The organism is Roseovarius sp. MBR-154 (genome assembly GCF_053628595.1).
The window spans coordinates 162,499-178,769 of record NZ_JBRJGR010000001.1 but is presented as its reverse complement, the minus strand read 5'-3'; the positions used below and the strand labels follow the sequence as shown (position 1 = coordinate 178,769).

Here is a 16,271-nt window from a genome sequence, read left to right as displayed (position 1 = left end):
CTTGCGAACCTCCGCCCGGCCCGACTACACTGACCGGACCTGTCTGGAGGGGTGGAATGTCGGCACCGGCCGCGGAAATCAAGAAAGGTCGCAAGTTCGATCAAGTGCTTGACGGGGCACGGCGCATCTTCATGCGGGATGGGTTCGAGGGCGCAAGCGTGGACGAGATCGCGCGTGAGGCGCAGGTCTCGAAGGCGACGCTCTACAGCTATTTCCCCGACAAGCGGCTGCTGTTTTCCGAGGTGGCGCGGATCGAATGCAACCGGCAGGCCGAAGAGGCGCTGGACGTGATCGGCAAGGGCGCGCCGATCGAGCATGTGCTGCACGAGGCGGCAAACCGGATCGTGCGGTTTTTCCTGTCGGATTTCGGTCAGCAGGTGTTTCGCATCTGCGTGTCGGAATCACACCGCTTTCCGGAGTTGGGCAAGCGGTTCTACGCCTCGGGTCCGGCGCTGGTGCGGGAGCGCATGAGCATGGTTCTGACGCCTTATGTCGAGGCGGGTGTGTTGCGGATCGAGGATATGGATCTGGCCGCCAACCAGTTCGGTGAGCTGTGCAAGGGTGATCTCTTCATCCGCTCGCTCTGCGGCATGTGCGGCGAAGTGCGCGAGGCCGATATCGAGCGCGTGGTGAATGGCGCGGTCGAGATGTTCCTGGCGCGCTACCGGGCCTGACCTTCGGGGCCGCGCCCGGTCATGTCCCCGGCGATCTTTTCGGCGATCATGACGGTGGGGGCGTTGGTGTTGCCGCCGATCAGGCGCGGCATGATCGAGGCGTCGACCACGCGCAGCCCCGCGATGCCGTGCACCCGGCCCTGACCATCGGTCACCGCCATGTCGCCCCGCCCCATCGCGCAGGTGCCTACAGGGTGATAGATCGTGTCGGCGCGGGCGCGGATGTCAGCCTCGAGCGCGCTATCGCTGCCGTCATGGGGATAGAGCCGCTGCTTGCGCCACGTGGCGAGCGGCGGGGCGCGCAGGATCTCGTCCATCCGTCGGGCACCGCGCTTGAGCAGGTCAAGGTCGCGCGGGTCGCTGAGGAAGGCGGGGTCGATCAGCGGTGCATCGCCTGCGCGCACCGAGCGTAGCGTCACGCGCCCCCGGCTGTGGGGCCGCAGCACGCAGACATGGCAGGAATAGCCGGGCCGGAAATGCAGCTTGCGCATGTGGTCATCGACCACGCCGATCACGAAATGCAATTGCAGATCGGGGCGGTCGAGACCCGGTTTCGAGCGCAGGAAAGCCCCCGCTTCGGCATAGGGGGTGGTGAAATGGCCCTGGCCCGTCTTGCGCCATGCAAGGCCCGCCCGCGCCATCCGCCACAGCCCTTTTGGAGCGAGGCTGATCACGTCGTCGTTGACCGAGTGTTCCAGCAGGGTGTAGTCGAGATGGTCCTGGAGGTTCTCGCCGACGCCGGGCAGGTCGTGGCGCGGCGTGATGCCATGGGCCCGCAATTCCTCTGCCGGGCCTATCCCTGAAAGTTTCAGGATATGCGGTGAGCCGAAGGCGCCGCTGCTGAGGATCACCTCGTGCGCGGCCTGCACCTCATGCATCTGGCCCTTGTGGTGATAGCGCAGGCCGGTGGCGCGGTTGCCGTCGAGAAGGATACGCTCGGCCATGGCGTTGCGGATCACGGTCAGGTTTGCGCGCCGCATGGCGGGAAAGAGATAGGCTGCCGCGACCGAGCAGCGCTCGCCGCGGTGGGGGCCGTCGAAATTCTGCGTCACCTGATAGAGGCCTGCCCCCTCCTGCCGGGGGCCGTTGAAATCGGCGTTGCGGGGGATTTGCACGCTTTCGCAGGCGACAATGAACGCCTCAGAGACGGCGCGCGGGGTGTTCTGGTCGGCCACCTGAAGCGGGCCGTCCTGCCCGTGCAGGTCATCCCCAAGGCGCGCGTTGCGTTCGGCCCGGCGGAACCACGGCAGCACGCTGTGCCAGTCCCAGCCGTCACAGCCCAGATCGGCCCATTCGTCGTAATCGCGAGGGTGACCGCGCGTGTAAAGCATGGCGTTGATCGCGCTCGACCCGCCAAGCGCGCGGCCGCGTGGCTGATAGCCGCGCCGTCCGTTGAGGCCCGGCTGCGGCACCGTCTTGAGCGCCCAGTTGTTGAGGCGGGGCCGCCCCGAGACCATCGCCGCGACGAGTGCGGGGGCGCGGATCAGGATGTCGCGGCCGGAGCCGCCCGCCTCGATCAGGCACACCGTGACCGATGGATCCTCGCTCAGCCGTGCCGCCAGAACGCACCCGGCAGAGCCGCCGCCGACGATGATGTAATCATAGCGCATGCGCCCGTCCTCCTGCGGCAGAGCCTATGCCGAAGACCCCAGAACGCAAAAGCCCGACGCAACGTCATGCGCCGGGCCTTTGTGGAGTGCAGCGACGCCGTCTTAGCCGGGGCTCATCCCGCGCAGCCGCTCGGACCGGCGGCGCAGCATTTCGAGCGTGGCGAGAAGGATGATCGAAATCGTCACCAGGATCGTTGCCACCGCAAGGATTGTCGGGCTGATCTGCTCGCGCAGGCCGGTGAACATCCGCCATGGCAGGGTCTGCTGATTGGCCGAGCCGACGAAGAGCACCACGACCACCTCATCAAAGGAGGTGATGAAGGCGAAGAGGCCGCCCGAAATCACGCCGGGCAGGATGAGCGGCATCTGCACCCGGAAGAATGTTGTCACCGGGTCCGCGCCCATATTGGCCGCCGCGCGCGTTAGCGAACGGTCAAAGCCAACCAGCGTGGCCGTCACGGTGATGATCACGAAGGGAATGCCAAGTGCCGCGTGCGCCAGAACGACGCCGAAATAGGTGCCCTGCAACCCGATCCGGCTATAGAAGAAATACATCCCCGCCGCCGAGATGATCAGTGGCACGATCATCGGCGAAATCAGGATCGCCATGATCGCGCGGCGGAACGGCACATGTTCGGAACTCAGCCCGATGGCGGCCAGCGTGCCGAAGCTGACCGACAGGAGCGTCGCCACCGGTGCGATGGCCAGCGAATTGCGCAGCGCCTGCTGCCAGCCGCTCGAGGTGAAGAAATCCTCGTAATGCTTGAGGCTGTAGCCTGCGGGATCGAAGCGCAGCATTTCCGGTGTGAAGGTAAAGAAGTTCTCTGCATTGAAGCTGAGCGGGATCACCACGAGAATTGGCGTGATCAGGAAGATGAAGATCGCACCGCAGATCACCTTGTACGAGAAACTCCACAGCACTTCGCCAGCCGTGAAATAGGGCGGCAGATTGGCCCGGTACCGGCCCTCGCCGATCCAGTAGATGAACCAGGAAAAGAACCAGCCGAAGAAGCCTCCAAGCACAACGCCGGGCGTGCCGGCGAGCAGAACACCGACCACGACGAAGAGCGCGATGATGCCCCAGCGCACGGGCTTTTCCCTGTCCTTTCCCAGAACCTCGAGCGCAAGGTAGCCAAGTGCTGCCAGCGCCAGCGCGCCAATGAGGATGCCCATCAGGGTCGAGCCATGGGCGGTGCCGACGAAGAGCCCGGCAAAGCCCCCTGCGGCCCCGATCATCGGCAGGGCGAAGGAGAGGGGTTTCTTTTCGATGGGTGTCAGTGTGAATACGCTCATGGCTCAGCCCCCCAGCTTCACGTTGTCGATGCCGACGATTCGGTCATAGGCCCAGTAGAGGATCAGGACCACCGCCAGCAGGATCGACCCGAGTGCCGCCGCAAGGCCCCAGTTGAGCGAGGTCGAGATGTGATAGGCGATCCGATTCGAGATAAACGTGCCGGTGGTGCCGCCGACGATTTCGGGCGTGATATAATAGCCGATCGACAGGATGAAGACGAGGATCGACCCGGCCCCGATGCCGGGGATGGATTGCGGGAAATAGACCCGCCAGAAGGCGGTGAACGGTGTTGCCCCGAGCGATTTGGCCGCGCGCAGATAGCTGGGCGGGATGGTCTGCATCACCGAATACATCGGCAGGATCATGAAGGGCAGAAGGATATGGGTCATCGCCACGATGGTGCCGAACTGGTTGTTGATCATCACCAGTCGGCCTTCATCCGCGACAAGCCCCAGCCAGACCAACACGTCGTTGATGACGCCCTGCTGTTGCAGCATGATTTTCCAGGCACTGGTGCGTACCAAAAGCGACGTCCAGAACGGCAGCAGCACGAGTATCATAAGCAGGTTGGCCTTGCTCGCGGGCAGGTTCGCAAGGAGCCATGCAACCGGATATCCAAGCGCGATACAGCTGAGGGTGATGACCATGGACATGAACATCGTGCGCTTGAAGAGGATGCCATAGATGCGCTCGTCCTCGCTGCGCAGGGCGATGCCCTCGGTGGTCTTTTCCATGTCCACCGCATTGAGGAAATAGCCGGTGGTGTAGGGCGGCGAATAGGTCTTGATCACCTCCCAGAATTCGATGCGGTTCCAGTCCTTGTTGGACTCGATGAAGGCGGATTGCATGTCGACCTGCGGCAGGTCGGCCGCGGCAGCCTGGCTCAGCAGATCCGCGCCGGGACCGTCGTAATTGGCCAGCGCCGCCGCCGTGCCCGGGTCTTCGAGATCAATCGCGAGCGCGGCATAGACCGCCTCCCACGGCTCTTCCTCGGCGACGACATCCTCATCCACGAAATGGGTGAAGGCGGCAAAGGCGGCATAGGCGCGCGCGGTGTTGGGCAGGATATCGGAAATCGCGGCGCCCGGGACAAAGCCCACATCGCCGCTATAGGTGTCGGTTTCGAGTTGCTCCAAGCGACCGATCTGATTGGACAGCAGGCGCTTGTTGCCCTCGGCACCGTCGCCGCCCGACATCATGTCATACCAGAATTGCGCCTCTTCGAATTCGGGGCTGATCTCTTCGAGCGCGTCCTGAAACACCTCGCCCATGTCATCCACGTCACGGCCCGAGGTGCGAAAGAGCGATGACACGCCGCTTTCCTCGTAGTTCAGGCGGCTGCCCAGCCGGGTATGCTCCTTGGCCTCGGAGGCCAGGAACAGATCGAAAAACATGGCGCGGAAGACCTGCTCGTCCGGCAGGCCTTCGCCGTCCCAATCGCGCAGTTCCTCGACCGTCATCGGCACGGTGTTGCCGACGATCTGGTTCTCGACCGATCGAAAGAGCATGTCCGCGATGGGGGCGATGAAGGCCACCAGCACGAAGATCAGCAAGGGTGCGATCAAGGCAAGCGCCCGCAGTTTCTGCGCGCGCAGGGCGCGTCTCAGGCTGCGTTTCAGCGGTGTGCCATCTGCGGCAAGCACCGGGCCGGTGTCAGTGGTATCGCTCATGTCATCCCCGTCGGACAAATCTGGTTATTGAACCCTGGGTCTTGTGCCCGGTGATCAGGAGTGGAGGGGGCCGCGTGGGCCCCCTCTGGATCGTGTCGCCACGCTTATTGCGCGAGCCATGCCTGGAACTTGGCGTCCAGATCGTCGCGGTTATCCGCCCACCATTCGTAGTCGTAGATGTGGGGGTTGGTCGCGTTGGCCGGGTCGGTCGGCATATGCGGGGCCATCTCGATGCCCAGTTCCGCATGCTTGCCCACCAGCGGCGCCGAAGAGCTGCGCGCCGGGCCGTAGGAGATATACGCGGCCTGATCGGCGAGACGCTGCGTGTCGGTCGCGAACTTCAGGAAGTCCATGACGCGGGCCAGACGGTCCTCAGGGAGACCTGCGGGAACCACCCAGCCGTCAAGATCGAAGGACTGCATGTCCCACATCATGCCGATCGGCTGATCCTGCTCGGCGATGGCCGAGAACAGACGCCCGTTATAGGTCGAACCCATGAAGACCTCGCCATCGGCCAGAAGCTGCGGGGTTTCCGCACCGGCCGACCACCAGACCACCTGATCCTTGATCGTGTCGAGCTTGGCGAGCGCGCGGTCGACGCCCTCGTCGGTGCCCAGAACGTCATAGATCTCGTCCTTGGCGACGCCATCGCAATAGAGCGCCCATTCCATGTTGTCGATCGGACGCTTCTGCAGCGCGCGCTTGCCCGGATAGGTTTCCAGGTCAAACACGTCACAGACGCTGTCGGGCGCATCGACGCCTTCGGGCACCATGTCGGTGCGGTAGCCGAAGGTGGTCGAATAGACGATCTGCGGCACGAAGCAGTCGCTGACGATCAGGTCGCCGAAGTCGTCGCTGGCCGAGGTGCCATCGGGGGCTTCGGCCAGAACCTCGTCGTGATCGAGCTCCATCGCGAGGCCCTCGTCACACAGGCGCATCGCGTCCGAGGCCACCGCATCGACCAGATCCCAGGTGACGTTGCCGGCCTCGGTCATGGCGCGCATCTTGGCCACGGCCTCGGCCGAGCTTTCGTCCCAGGTGACGCTGACGCCGGGATTGGCCGCCAGGTAGGGCTCGACATAGGCTTTCTGCTGGCTTGCCTGATAGGCACCGCCCCAGGACACGAGCGTCATGCTGTCGGCCATCTCCTGCGCGGTTGCGGATGCGCCGGCAGCAACGGTCAGAGCCGTCGTCGCAAGCAGGGTTTTCGTGAGTTTCATGAACATACTCCCAGTTTTTTAGTCCCGTTCTTGGTGAATGGGCCCCGTGTCACGGGTGGAAACATCCGGGGCCTCTCTCAACCCGCGCCGACACCGAATGTCGACACGAATATTTCTGATGCCCTATGTCGCGTCGAGCGCGCGGCAATCCTCGGGCAGCCAGCCGATCTCGATCTGCTCGCCGGGTTGCAGGCGGCGCTGATCGGGGGCGTTGCGTGTCTTGATGATGAACTCATCCGTGCCCGCGACCCGGAGCCGCGTGCGGAAGATGTCACCCATATAGATGAACTCGACCACCTCGGCCTTGAGCGTGTGGGCATCCGGGCTGAGGCGTTCGCGGTTGAACTCCACCCGCTCGGGGCGGATCGAGATCAGCGTGCGGTCGCCCGGCTTTTGGACGTTCACCGGCTTGGCGTCGATCAGCCCGCCATCGTCGAGCTGCACGAGCGCAAGCCCGTTCTTGATTTCCTTGACGGTGCCTTCGAGCGTGTTGTTCTCGCCGATGAACTGCGCGACAAAGCTGTTCTGCGGGCTCTCGTACAGCTCGTCGGGCGGCGCGATCTGCTGGATCTTGCCATCGTTGAACACCGCGACCCGGTCCGACATGGTCAGCGCCTCGGTCTGGTCATGGGTCACGTAAACCGTCGTGATCCCAAGGTTATGCGCCAGATGGGTGATCTCGAACTGCATCTTTTCGCGCAACTGCTTGTCGAGTGCGCCGAGCGGCTCGTCCATCAGCACCAGCTCCGGCTCGAACACCAGCGCGCGCGCCAGCGCCACGCGTTGCTGCTGGCCGCCCGAGAGCTGCGCCGGGCGGCGCCCGCCGAATGCGCCCATCTCGACCATCTCCAGTGCCCGCTTGACCTTGGCCTCGCGATCGGACTTGCCGATCTTGCGCACCTCGAGCGGAAAGCTGAGGTTCTCGGCGATCGTCATGTGGGGGAAAAGCGCATAGTTCTGAAACACCATGCCGATGCCGCGCTTGTGCGGCGGGATGTTGTTGATGCTCACCCCGTCGAGCTTGATCTCGCCATGGGTGGCGGTCTCAAACCCGGCAAGCATCATCAGGCAGGTGGTCTTGCCGGAGCCCGACGGCCCGAGCATGGTCAGAAACTCGCCCTTGGGCATCGAGAGGTTGAGGTCTTTCACGACAAGCGTTTCGCCGTCGTAACTCTTCTGCACGCGTTCAAATGCAACGAACGCGTCGTTGTGTCCGGTCTCGGCCAATGCAGGCTCCCTGTTGTTTATGTGTCGTGAATTTTTCCACGTTCGGCAAAGACTAAAACGCCAAATTTCCAGTGATGCAAGTGAACAGCGACCCTTTTTGGAAGATTCCCGGCATCACAGGTCAAATTGACTGCAAGATCGTCAGATTCAGTCGAATGTCCTTCACTTTCACGCATCAGAAAGGGCCGCCGGAATGATCTCCGACGGCCCGATGACGGGGTTTGTGTCTTATCCGAGAACGGATTTGACGGCCTTGGCGGTCTTATCCACCACCTCGTCGGCCTCTGCCTTGGTCAGGCAGAAGGGCGGGGCGAATCCCAGGATATCGCCCTGCGGCATGGCCCGCGCGATCACGTGATCGGCAGCGAGCGCGGCAGAAATCTGCGGCCCGACCTTGTCGGCGGCGTCAAAGAAAGTGCGGCTGTCGCGGTCCTTGACGAATTCCACCGCGCAAAGCATGCCCTCGCCGCGCACCTCGCCGACATTGGGATGATGCCCGACCGCCTCGGTCATGGTGCGGTTGAGATAGCCGCCGACCTCGCGGTTATTGGCGATGAGGTTCAGGTCATCGAGCAGCTTGAGGTTCGCGACCCCCGCCGCCGCACCGATGGGATGCGCCGAATAGGTCCAGCCGTGGCCGATGGGGCCGTTCTCGTCGGTGCCCTGCTCCAGCACCTTCCACATCTTGTCACTGACAATGCTGCCCGAGAGCGGCGCATAGGCCGAGGTCAACCCCTTGGCGATGGTGATGAGATCGGGCTTGAGCCCGTAATGCTCCGAGCCGAACATGGTGCCGAGACGACCGAAGCCGGTCACCACCTCGTCGGCGATGAGCAGGATGTCGTGCTTTTCCAGGATCGGCTGGATCGCCGCCCAATACCCGGCGGGCGGTGGCACGATGCCGCCGGTGCCCAGAACCGGCTCGCCGATGAAGGCGGCGATGGTATCGGCTCCTTCGCGCGCGATCAGCCCCTCAAGCTCTGCCGCGCAATGGGCGACGAACTGGTCCTCGGTCATGTTCACATCGTCGCGGCGATAATAGTAGGGGGCCGTCGTGTGGACCACCTGGGCGAGCGGCAGGTCAAATTTCTGATGAAAGAGGTGCAGCCCCGTTAGCGAGCCGGTCATCAGGCCAGAGCCATGATAGCCGCGCCAGCGCGAGATGATCTTCTTCTTTTCGGGGCGGCCGAGGATGTTGTTGTAATACCAGATCAGCTTGATGTTGGTCTCGTTGGCGTCCGACCCCGACATGCCGAAATAGACCTTGGACATGTGATCGGGTGCGCGGTCGAGGATCATCTTCGAGAGCGTGATCGACGCCTCGGTGCCGTGACCGACATAAGCATGATAATAGGCCAGTTCGCGCGCCTGATCGGCAATCGCCTCGGCGATCTCCTGACGGCCATAGCCGACGTTGACACAGTAAAGCCCGGCAAAGGCATCGAGCAGCTTGACGCCATCGCGATCCTCGATGTGACAGCCGCTTGCCGTGCGGATCACCCGGTTCGGGGCCTCGCCGCGCGCGAATTGCGCGAGATGCGTCGAGGGGTGGAAGAAGTTTTCGCGGTCCCATTGATCGAGTTGGTCATTGCGCAACATTATGTTTCCTTTCGTTTGTCCCGAGACCCGGAATTTTTCAAAAATTCCGGGTCGAAATCTTTTCAAGATTTCGTCTACTCACGCCCAATCGCGGCAGACATACTTGATCTCCATGAATTCCTCCATGCCGCGCCTTGCCCCTTCGCGGCCCAGCCCCGACTGCTTGACCCCGCCAAAGGGAATGGGCGCGCCGGTGACCTTGGTGCGGTTCACGGCCACCATGCCGAATTGCAGCGCCCGCGTCATCCGGTAGATGCGGCGCGGGTCGTGGCTGTGCAGATAGGCAATCAGGCCGAATTCCGTGGCGTTGGCGCGGCGCACCACCTCATCCTCGGTGTCGAACGGCGTGATCGCCGCCACCGGGCCAAAGGTCTCGTCGCACATGATCGCCGCCGTATCCGGCACATCGGTCAGCACCGTGGGCTGATAGAAGAGCGGTCCGAGATCGTCGCGCTTGCCGCCGCAGGCCAGTTTCGCGCCGTGTTTGAGGGCGTCGGCCACGTGCTCTTCCTGCTTCTGCACCGCCTTCTCGTTCATCAGCGGGCCGATATCGGGGTCATCCATGCCGCGCCCGAGGGTCAGTTTCTGCGTCTCCTCGGTGAAGCGTCGACAGAATTCGTCATAGATCGCGCGCTCCACGTAGATGCGGTTGGCGCCGAGGCAGTCTTGCCCGGAGGTGGCGAATTTGGCCTTGATCGATTCCTCGACGGCAGTGTCCAGATCGGCGTTCCTGAACACGATCACCGGGGCGTGGCCGCCCAGTTCCAGCACCAGTTTCTTCACGGTGCCTGCGCATTGGCGATAGAGCAACTGCCCGATATTGGTCGAGCCGGTGAAGCTGAGCGCGCGCACGCGGGTGTCGCTTGTCCAGGGCTCGACCACGGTCGCGGCGCGGCCCGTGACCACGTTGAAGACGCCCGCCGGGATGCCCGCGCGTTCGGCCAGTTCCGCAAGGGCCAGCGCCGAATACGGTGTTTCTCCGCTCGGATGCGCCACCACGGTGCAGCCTGCCGCCATCGCCGCCGCCGCCTTGCGCGTGAGCATCGCGGCGGGGAAATTCCACGGGGTGATGAGGGCGGCGACCCCCATCGGCTCGAGCCACAATTCGACCTCGGCATCGGGCAGGTGGCTGGTCACGCCCTCGATATTGGGGCGTTTGGATTCCTCGGCGTAATATTCCACGAAACTCGCCGCATAGTCGATCTCGCCGCGTGCTTCCGACAGGGGCTTGCCCTGTTCCAGCACCATGATCCGCGCCAGATCCTCCTTGTGCTCGATCATCAGGTCGAACCAGCGGCGCAGGATGGCAGAGCGGTCCTGCGGCAGGGTCATCGCCCAATCGTCGAACGCATCTTGCGCGGCATCGACCGCCAGCCGCGCCTGATCGGCGCTGAGGCTGGCCACGTCGCCAAGCGCCGCCCCGTCGCCGGGATTGCGCACGGCGATGGTCTCACCGTCCTCGCCGGCCACCCATTTGCCGCCCAGATAGGCGAAGTTGCGCACGAGGCGCGTGTCGGTGATCCCGTTGCGGGTCCAGATTGCTGAATCAGACATTTGGCCCTCCTTTCACACAGAAGAATAGACTGTGTGCGCAGAGGCTGGGGCTGACATTGCGGTCGGTTGAAGATTTTTCTGGCGAAAAATCTTATTTTCAAAGACGATTCATCTGAAAAACATCTCCAACGGGGGCAGGCGCGGGGATTTGACCGGCTTGGTCACGATATAGGTGAAATAGCGCGCCAGTCCGATCCGGGCCTCGAGCATCTGGTCGATCAGCCGCTGATAGGCGTCGATGTCGCGGGTCACGATCTGCATCAGGTAGTCGAACCCGCCGCCCAGCGCCCAACAGGCCGTCACCTCGCCGTAATGCTGCACGCTGTCCTCGAAGGCGCGGAAAGACGCTGGCGTGTGGTCGGCCAGTTCGACAGCGACAAAGACCGTTACATGTGGCCCCAGCTTTTTCAGGCTGATGCGGGCATTATAGCCCTCGATCAGCCCCGCCTCTTCCAGCCGTTTCAACCGCTCCCAGCAGGGGCTGGCCGAAAGGCCGACGCGGCTGGCCAGTTGCGCCTTGGTGATGCGCCCCTCATCGGCCAGCACCCGCAGGATATCAAGGTCGCGCGCGTCGAGCCTCATGTATGGATCACCGTGCCCACGTCGCGGCCCGCAAGCTTAGCCATGACATGGGTGGCGATCGCCGTGTCCTGCGCGCCGGTGCCGGTGAGGTCGCAGATCGTCACCTCAGCGGCGGCGCGCCGCCCGCGCGCGCGGCCCCGGATGACGTCGCCCAGTTCCACAGGGCTATCCTCGGCCCAGAGCCCGGCCTCGAGCGCGGCGCGCAATTCGCCCAGGGATTGCGCCTGCGGGGCGCGATCGGCGACGTAGAGATCGGCCTGCACCAGCGCCTGCGGGTCGATCTCGTTCTTGCCCGCCTGATCCGATCCCATCGCAGTGATGTGCAATTTGGGGTGCAGCCACTCGGCCTTGATCACCGGTTCCCTGGCGGGGGTGGTGGTGATCACCAATTGGCTCTCGCGCACCAGATCGGCGGGGGTATCGACGACTTGAATATCGCAATTCAGGTCCGACAGATCACCGGCGCAAGCATGCGCCTTTTCGGCGTCCCGCCCCCAGATCAGCAGCCGCTCAAAGGGTCGCACCAGATAGGCCGCCCGTGCCTGAAGCCGGGCCTGCACGCCGGTGCCGATCACGCCCGCCGTCTGCACCGTCTCGGGGGCAAGATATTGCGCCGCAACAGCCCCCGCCGCCGCAGTCCGCAGGTCGGTCAGGTAGCCATTGTCGAGAAACACCGCCTCGACCAGCCCGGTTTTGGCGGAGAACAGGATCATCAGCCCGTTGAGGCTGGGCAGGCCCAGTTTGGGATTGTCGAAAAAGCCGGGGCTGACCTTGATGGCGAACCCGTCGAACCCCGGGATATAGGCGGTCTTCACATCGACCTCGCCATGCGCCTGCGCCAACTCCATCGACATCACGGGGGGCATCACCACCCCACCATCCGAGAGCGCGCCGAACGCCTGTTCGATCACCTTCACGGTATCGAGATCAAGCCCCACAGCGGCGCGCAATTCCGCCTCGGTCACGATCCGGATGTCATGTGCCATATGCTTTGCCCTCGATCACGGTGTCGCCCAGCTTCACGTCCTGCCCGGTGACGATCCGGGTGAACATCTCCATATCCAGATTGCGGCCGGTGATGATGGTGGCGGTCGGTCCCGTGACACTCACCTTGCCCGACAGCACCGCCGCCAGCCCCACCACGCAGGCCCCCTCGGCCACGATCCGATCCTCGTAATAGAGCACCTGCATCGCGTGGTAGATTTCCTGTTCCGTCACCAGCACCACCTCGTCCAGCAGATCGCGGCACATCGGAAAGCTCAGCCGGTTCTGCATGCCGATGCCACCGCCGAGGCTGTCGGCGAGGCTCGCCACTTCCTCGACCTCGACGGGGTGACCGGCGCGCAGGCTCTCGTGCATCGCGGCGCCGCGGTCCATGCTGATCCCAACCACGCGGAGCGACGGCTTGATCGCCTTTGCGGCCATCGCCACGCCGGCGGCCAGCCCGCCGCCCGACAGCGGCACCAGAAGCACCTCAAGATCAGGCCGCGCCGCCATGATCTCGAGCCCGATGGTGCCCTGACCCGCGATCACCAGCGGGTCGTCGAAGGGCGAGATTTCGGTCAACCCCTCTTCGCGCACCAGCCGTTCGGCCTCGGCCTGCGCGGCGTCCTGACTGCGCCCGATGATGCAGACCTCGGCCCCCAGCGCGCGGATGCCGTCGACCTTGGCCTGCGGCACCAGTTCGGACATGCAGATGACGGCCCGAATGCCCCTCTCGCGCGCCGCATAGGCCACGCCGCGCCCGTGATTGCCGGTGGAGCAGCAGGTGACGCCTGCGGCCTCGCGCACCCCCGCCACGGCATTCAATGCCCCGCGCAGCTTGAACGCGCCGATGGGTTGCATGTTCTCCAGCTTGAGCAGGAACTCATGGCCTGCCACGCCGCTCATATGGGGCGACGGCACCAGCGGTGTGGCGTCGGCCACACCGGCGATCACCTTTGCCGCAGCAAGAACATCGGCCAGTACCGGGCGCATCGCTGTCTCCTTCTTGCACGCTTTGCGCAATCTGCGCGCGGAGCAGCCTATCGTCAACTCCGCGTCATTGCGCGGCCTGAAAACGACATCATGTGGCGCATTTCTTGGGGCAGGACGCCCGGAAATCCCCTAGCCGGGCCTGATATCCAACCCACAGGCCCTGAAATGATCGAAAAAGACCTTCCCTTCTCCGACCAGGAGTATCAGCGTCGCCTCGAGAAAATCCGCGTCGCGATGGCGGCGCGCGATCTCGACGCGATCTTCGTCACCGACCCGTCGAACCAGCACTGGATCACCGGCTATGACGGCTGGTCCTTCTATGTGCATCAGGGTGTGCTGGTGTTTCCAGATGCCGATCCGATCTGGTGGGGCCGCAATCAGGATGCCAATGGCGGCGTGCGCACGGTCTGGATGACCGATGACCGGGTGATCGGTTATGCCGACAACTATGTCCAATCCTTCGAACGCCATCCGATGCAGGATCTGGCCGAACGTCTGACCGGCATGGGGCTGGCAGACAAGCGGATCGGCGTCGAGATGGACAACTACTATTTCTCCGCCAAGGCCATGCAGACCCTGCGCGAGGAACTGCCTGGGGCGACGTTCCTCGATGTGACGAGCCTTGTGAACTGGCAGCGCGGCGTGAAATCCGATGAGGAACTGGCCTTCATTCGCAAGGCGGCGCTCATCTCGGAAAAGATCACCGATGGCCTCTTCGAGCGGGTCGAGCCGGGTATCCCGAAGAACGAGATCGTGGCCGAGATCTTTCGCGACGCCATCCGTGGCGTTGACGGCGCGTGGGGGGATTATCCGGCGATCGTCCCGCTGTTGCCCTCGGGCAGTGACGCCGCCGCGCCGCATCTGACATGGAACGGGCGCGAATTTGCGACCGGCGAGGCAACCTTCTTCGAGATTTCAGGCTGCTACCGCCGCTATCACGCGCCGCTCTGCCGGACGCTGTTCCTCGGCAAGCCGCCGCAATTCCTGCTCGACGCGGAAAAGGCGCTGGTTGAGGGGCTGGAGGCGGGTCTTGAGGCTGCAAAGGCCGGTAATCGCGCCTGTGATGTGGCCAATGCGCTGGCCGCGCCGCTGGAACGCGCGGGCATCGAGCGCGGCGCGCGCTGCGGCTATCCCATCGGGCTCAGCTATCCGCCGGACTGGGGCGAGCGCACCATCAGCTTGCGCGCCGAGGACGAGAGCGTGCTGGAGCCGGGCATGACCTTTCACTTCATGCCGGGGCTGTGGATGTCCGACTGGGGGCTGGAGATCACCGAGTCGATCCTCATCAAGGAGAGCGGACCGGCTGAAACCTTCTGCAACCGCCCTCGCAAGATGTATGTGAAAGACTGAGGCCCCGGCTTCATTGTTCCGGAAATACTCCGGGGAGTGTGAGGGGCTGGCCCCTCACGCCGCAGCCTGCATCAGCCCGTCGGTCCGGATCTGGCGCTCGGCCTCGTCGAGCGACCACCAGGCGCGCTCGATCAGCGTGTCGATCTCGGATTTCGTGATCACCAGCGGCGGCGAGATGATCATCCGGTCGCCGACATGGCGCATCACCAGATTGTTGGCAAAGCAGCGCTCGCGGCAGATATATCCGGCGGTGCCCGGGTCGGAGGCGAATTTGGCACGGCTTTGCTTGTGCGGGGTGAGCGCGATGGAGCCCATCATGCCGACGATTCGCGCCTCGCCTACAAGCGGGTGTTCGGCAAGGCCGCGCCATTTTTCCTGCAGGTAGGGACCGGTGTCGTTCGCCACGCGCTCGACGATCTTTTCCTCTTCGAGGATGCGCAGGTTTTCCAGTGCCACGGCGCAGGAGACGGGGTGCCCGGAATAGGTGTAGCCGTGGTTGAACTCGCAGGCGTTCATCACCTGCGCCACCTTGTCCGAGACGATCGAGCCGCCGATGGGGGCGTAGCCGGAGGAGAGCCCCTTGGCGATGGTCATGATGTCGGGGCGGATATTGTAGGTCTGGCTGCCGAACCAGTTGCCGGTGCGACCGAATCCACAAATCACCTCGTCGGCGATCAGCAGGATGCCGTATTTGTCGCAAATCCGCTGGATTTCCGGCCAGTAGCTGTCGGGCGGCACGATCACGCCGCCCGCGCCCTGCACCGGCTCGGCGATGAAGGCGGCGACGCGGTGCGCGCCGAGCTCCTCGATCTTGGCCTCAAGCTGGCGGGCGCGTTCCAGACCGAACTCCTCGGGGTCGGTGTCGCCGCCTTCGGCGTACCAGTTGGGCTGGTCGATATGGTGAATGTCGGGAATCGGCATGCCGCCCTGCGCGTGCATGCCGGTCATGCCACCAAGGCTGCCGCTGCCGACCGAGGAGCCGTGATAGGCGTTCTTGCGGCTGATGATCACGGTGCGCTCGGGCTCGCCCATCTGTGCCCAATAGGTGCGCACCATGCGGATATTGGTGTCATTCGCCTCGGAGCCCGACCCGGCGTAGAAGACATGGTTGAGATCCCCCGGCGCCAGTTCTGCCAGCTTGGCCGAGAGCGCGATGACGGGCACGTGGCTGGTCTGGAAGAAGGTGTTGTAATAGGGCAGTTCACGCATCTGACGGGCGGCTACATCGGCCAGTTCCTCGCGCCCGTAGCCGATATTGACGCACCAGAGGCCGCCCATGGCGTCGAGGATCTCGTTGCCCTCGCTGTCGGTCAGGGTGACGCCACGGGCGCGGGTGATGATTCGCGCGCCCTTCTTTCCAAGCTCGTTGCCATGGGTGAAGGGATGCATGTGATGCGCGCTATCCAGCGCCTGAAGCTCGGCCGTGGGCATGTGGTTGGTGATCGTGTTCATGGCAATACCTCTCGCGAAAGACGGGCCCGACGCAGATGTGCGGGCGTTTCCCCAAGAATATG

13 protein-coding genes are annotated in these 16,271 nt (G+C 63.8%); 2 read left to right on the top strand and 11 right to left on the bottom strand.

Translation table 11 applies throughout. The features are described 5' to 3' along the window. Positions 1-56 precede the first annotated feature (56 nt). A complete protein-coding gene (locus ACSSV4_RS00855; protein WP_454272819.1) occupies positions 57-674 on the top strand; it encodes a TetR/AcrR family transcriptional regulator in 618 nt (205 codons plus the stop codon). Here ACSSV4_RS00855 and ACSSV4_RS00850 read toward each other — a convergent pair. From ACSSV4_RS00850 to eutB, 10 genes are all read right to left on the bottom strand, one after another. Further along, positions 662-2,284, bottom strand: a complete 1,623-nt coding sequence (locus tag ACSSV4_RS00850) for a GMC family oxidoreductase (protein WP_454272818.1) — start codon at positions 2,282-2,284, stop codon at positions 662-664. The genes ACSSV4_RS00855 and ACSSV4_RS00850 overlap by 13 nt on opposite strands. Positions 2,285-2,386: 102 nt before the next feature. Beyond that, positions 2,387-3,577, bottom strand: a complete 1,191-nt coding sequence (locus ACSSV4_RS00845) for an ABC transporter permease (protein WP_454272816.1) — start codon at positions 3,575-3,577, stop codon at positions 2,387-2,389. Positions 3,578-3,580: 3 nt separating this feature from the next. Beyond that, on the bottom strand, positions 3,581-5,248 hold the full coding sequence (locus tag ACSSV4_RS00840; protein ID WP_454272814.1) for an ABC transporter permease: 1,668 nt from the start codon (positions 5,246-5,248) through the stop codon (positions 3,581-3,583). A gap of 104 nt (positions 5,249-5,352) precedes the next feature. Next, positions 5,353-6,468, bottom strand: a complete 1,116-nt coding sequence (locus tag ACSSV4_RS00835) for an extracellular solute-binding protein (protein WP_454272812.1) — start codon at positions 6,466-6,468, stop codon at positions 5,353-5,355. Between the two features lie 123 nt (positions 6,469-6,591). Continuing rightward, the gene (locus ACSSV4_RS00830) at positions 6,592-7,695 is read right to left on the bottom strand and encodes an ABC transporter ATP-binding protein (RefSeq protein ID WP_454272810.1); all 1,104 of its coding nucleotides are present in this window, start codon (positions 7,693-7,695) and stop codon (positions 6,592-6,594) included. 228 nt (positions 7,696-7,923) lie between these two features. After that, entirely contained in the window at positions 7,924-9,294 is a 1,371-nt protein-coding gene (locus ACSSV4_RS00825) for an aminotransferase class III-fold pyridoxal phosphate-dependent enzyme (protein ID WP_454272809.1), read from the bottom strand. Positions 9,295-9,372: 78 nt separating this feature from the next. Further along, positions 9,373-10,848, bottom strand: a complete 1,476-nt coding sequence (locus ACSSV4_RS00820) for an NAD-dependent succinate-semialdehyde dehydrogenase (RefSeq protein ID WP_454272807.1) — start codon at positions 10,846-10,848, stop codon at positions 9,373-9,375. Between the two features lie 108 nt (positions 10,849-10,956). Beyond that, entirely contained in the window at positions 10,957-11,430 is a 474-nt protein-coding gene (locus ACSSV4_RS00815; RefSeq protein ID WP_454272806.1) for an Lrp/AsnC family transcriptional regulator, read from the bottom strand. Continuing rightward, positions 11,427-12,416 carry a cyclodeaminase gene (locus ACSSV4_RS00810; RefSeq protein ID WP_454272804.1) on the bottom strand — a complete coding sequence of 330 codons (990 nt, stop codon included), beginning with the start codon at positions 12,414-12,416 and terminating at the stop codon, positions 11,427-11,429. Before ACSSV4_RS00810 ends, ACSSV4_RS00815 begins: the two co-directional genes overlap by 4 nt. Next, positions 12,406-13,407 carry a hydroxyectoine utilization dehydratase EutB gene (gene eutB, locus ACSSV4_RS00805; RefSeq protein WP_454272802.1) on the bottom strand — a complete coding sequence of 334 codons (1,002 nt, stop codon included), beginning with the start codon at positions 13,405-13,407 and terminating at the stop codon, positions 12,406-12,408. The genes ACSSV4_RS00810 and eutB overlap by 11 nt, the downstream gene beginning before the upstream one ends. Before the next feature lie 165 nt (positions 13,408-13,572). Between eutB and ACSSV4_RS00800 the strand changes: the two genes are divergently transcribed. Next, positions 13,573-14,757 carry a M24 family metallopeptidase gene (locus tag ACSSV4_RS00800; RefSeq protein ID WP_454272800.1) on the top strand — a complete coding sequence of 395 codons (1,185 nt, stop codon included), beginning with the start codon at positions 13,573-13,575 and terminating at the stop codon, positions 14,755-14,757. Between the two features lie 54 nt (positions 14,758-14,811). On the opposite strand, the gene ACSSV4_RS00795 is transcribed toward ACSSV4_RS00800, so the two are convergent. Beyond that, positions 14,812-16,209 carry an aspartate aminotransferase family protein gene (locus ACSSV4_RS00795; protein WP_454272798.1) on the bottom strand — a complete coding sequence of 466 codons (1,398 nt, stop codon included), beginning with the start codon at positions 16,207-16,209 and terminating at the stop codon, positions 14,812-14,814. Positions 16,210-16,271: the final 62 nt, after the last annotated feature.

Coding starts and splice junctions, on each gene's coding strand:
- ACSSV4_RS00855 (WP_454272819.1), top strand. CDS start 57: ATGTCGGCACCGGCCGCGGAAATCAAGAAAGGTCGCAAGTTCGATCAA.
- ACSSV4_RS00850 (WP_454272818.1), bottom strand. CDS start 2,284: ATGCGCTATGATTACATCATCGTCGGCGGCGGCTCTGCCGGGTGCGTT.
- ACSSV4_RS00845 (WP_454272816.1), bottom strand. CDS start 3,577: ATGAGCGTATTCACACTGACACCCATCGAAAAGAAACCCCTCTCCTTC.
- ACSSV4_RS00840 (WP_454272814.1), bottom strand. CDS start 5,248: ATGAGCGATACCACTGACACCGGCCCGGTGCTTGCCGCAGATGGCACA.
- ACSSV4_RS00835 (WP_454272812.1), bottom strand. CDS start 6,468: ATGAAACTCACGAAAACCCTGCTTGCGACGACGGCTCTGACCGTTGCT.
- ACSSV4_RS00825 (WP_454272809.1), bottom strand. CDS start 9,294: ATGTTGCGCAATGACCAACTCGATCAATGGGACCGCGAAAACTTCTTC.
- ACSSV4_RS00820 (WP_454272807.1), bottom strand. CDS start 10,848: ATGTCTGATTCAGCAATCTGGACCCGCAACGGGATCACCGACACGCGC.
- ACSSV4_RS00815 (WP_454272806.1), bottom strand. CDS start 11,430: ATGAGGCTCGACGCGCGCGACCTTGATATCCTGCGGGTGCTGGCCGAT.
- ACSSV4_RS00810 (WP_454272804.1), bottom strand. CDS start 12,416: ATGGCACATGACATCCGGATCGTGACCGAGGCGGAATTGCGCGCCGCT.
- eutB (WP_454272802.1), bottom strand. CDS start 13,407: ATGCGCCCGGTACTGGCCGATGTTCTTGCTGCGGCAAAGGTGATCGCC.
- ACSSV4_RS00800 (WP_454272800.1), top strand. CDS start 13,573: ATGATCGAAAAAGACCTTCCCTTCTCCGACCAGGAGTATCAGCGTCGC.
- ACSSV4_RS00795 (WP_454272798.1), bottom strand. CDS start 16,209: ATGAACACGATCACCAACCACATGCCCACGGCCGAGCTTCAGGCGCTG.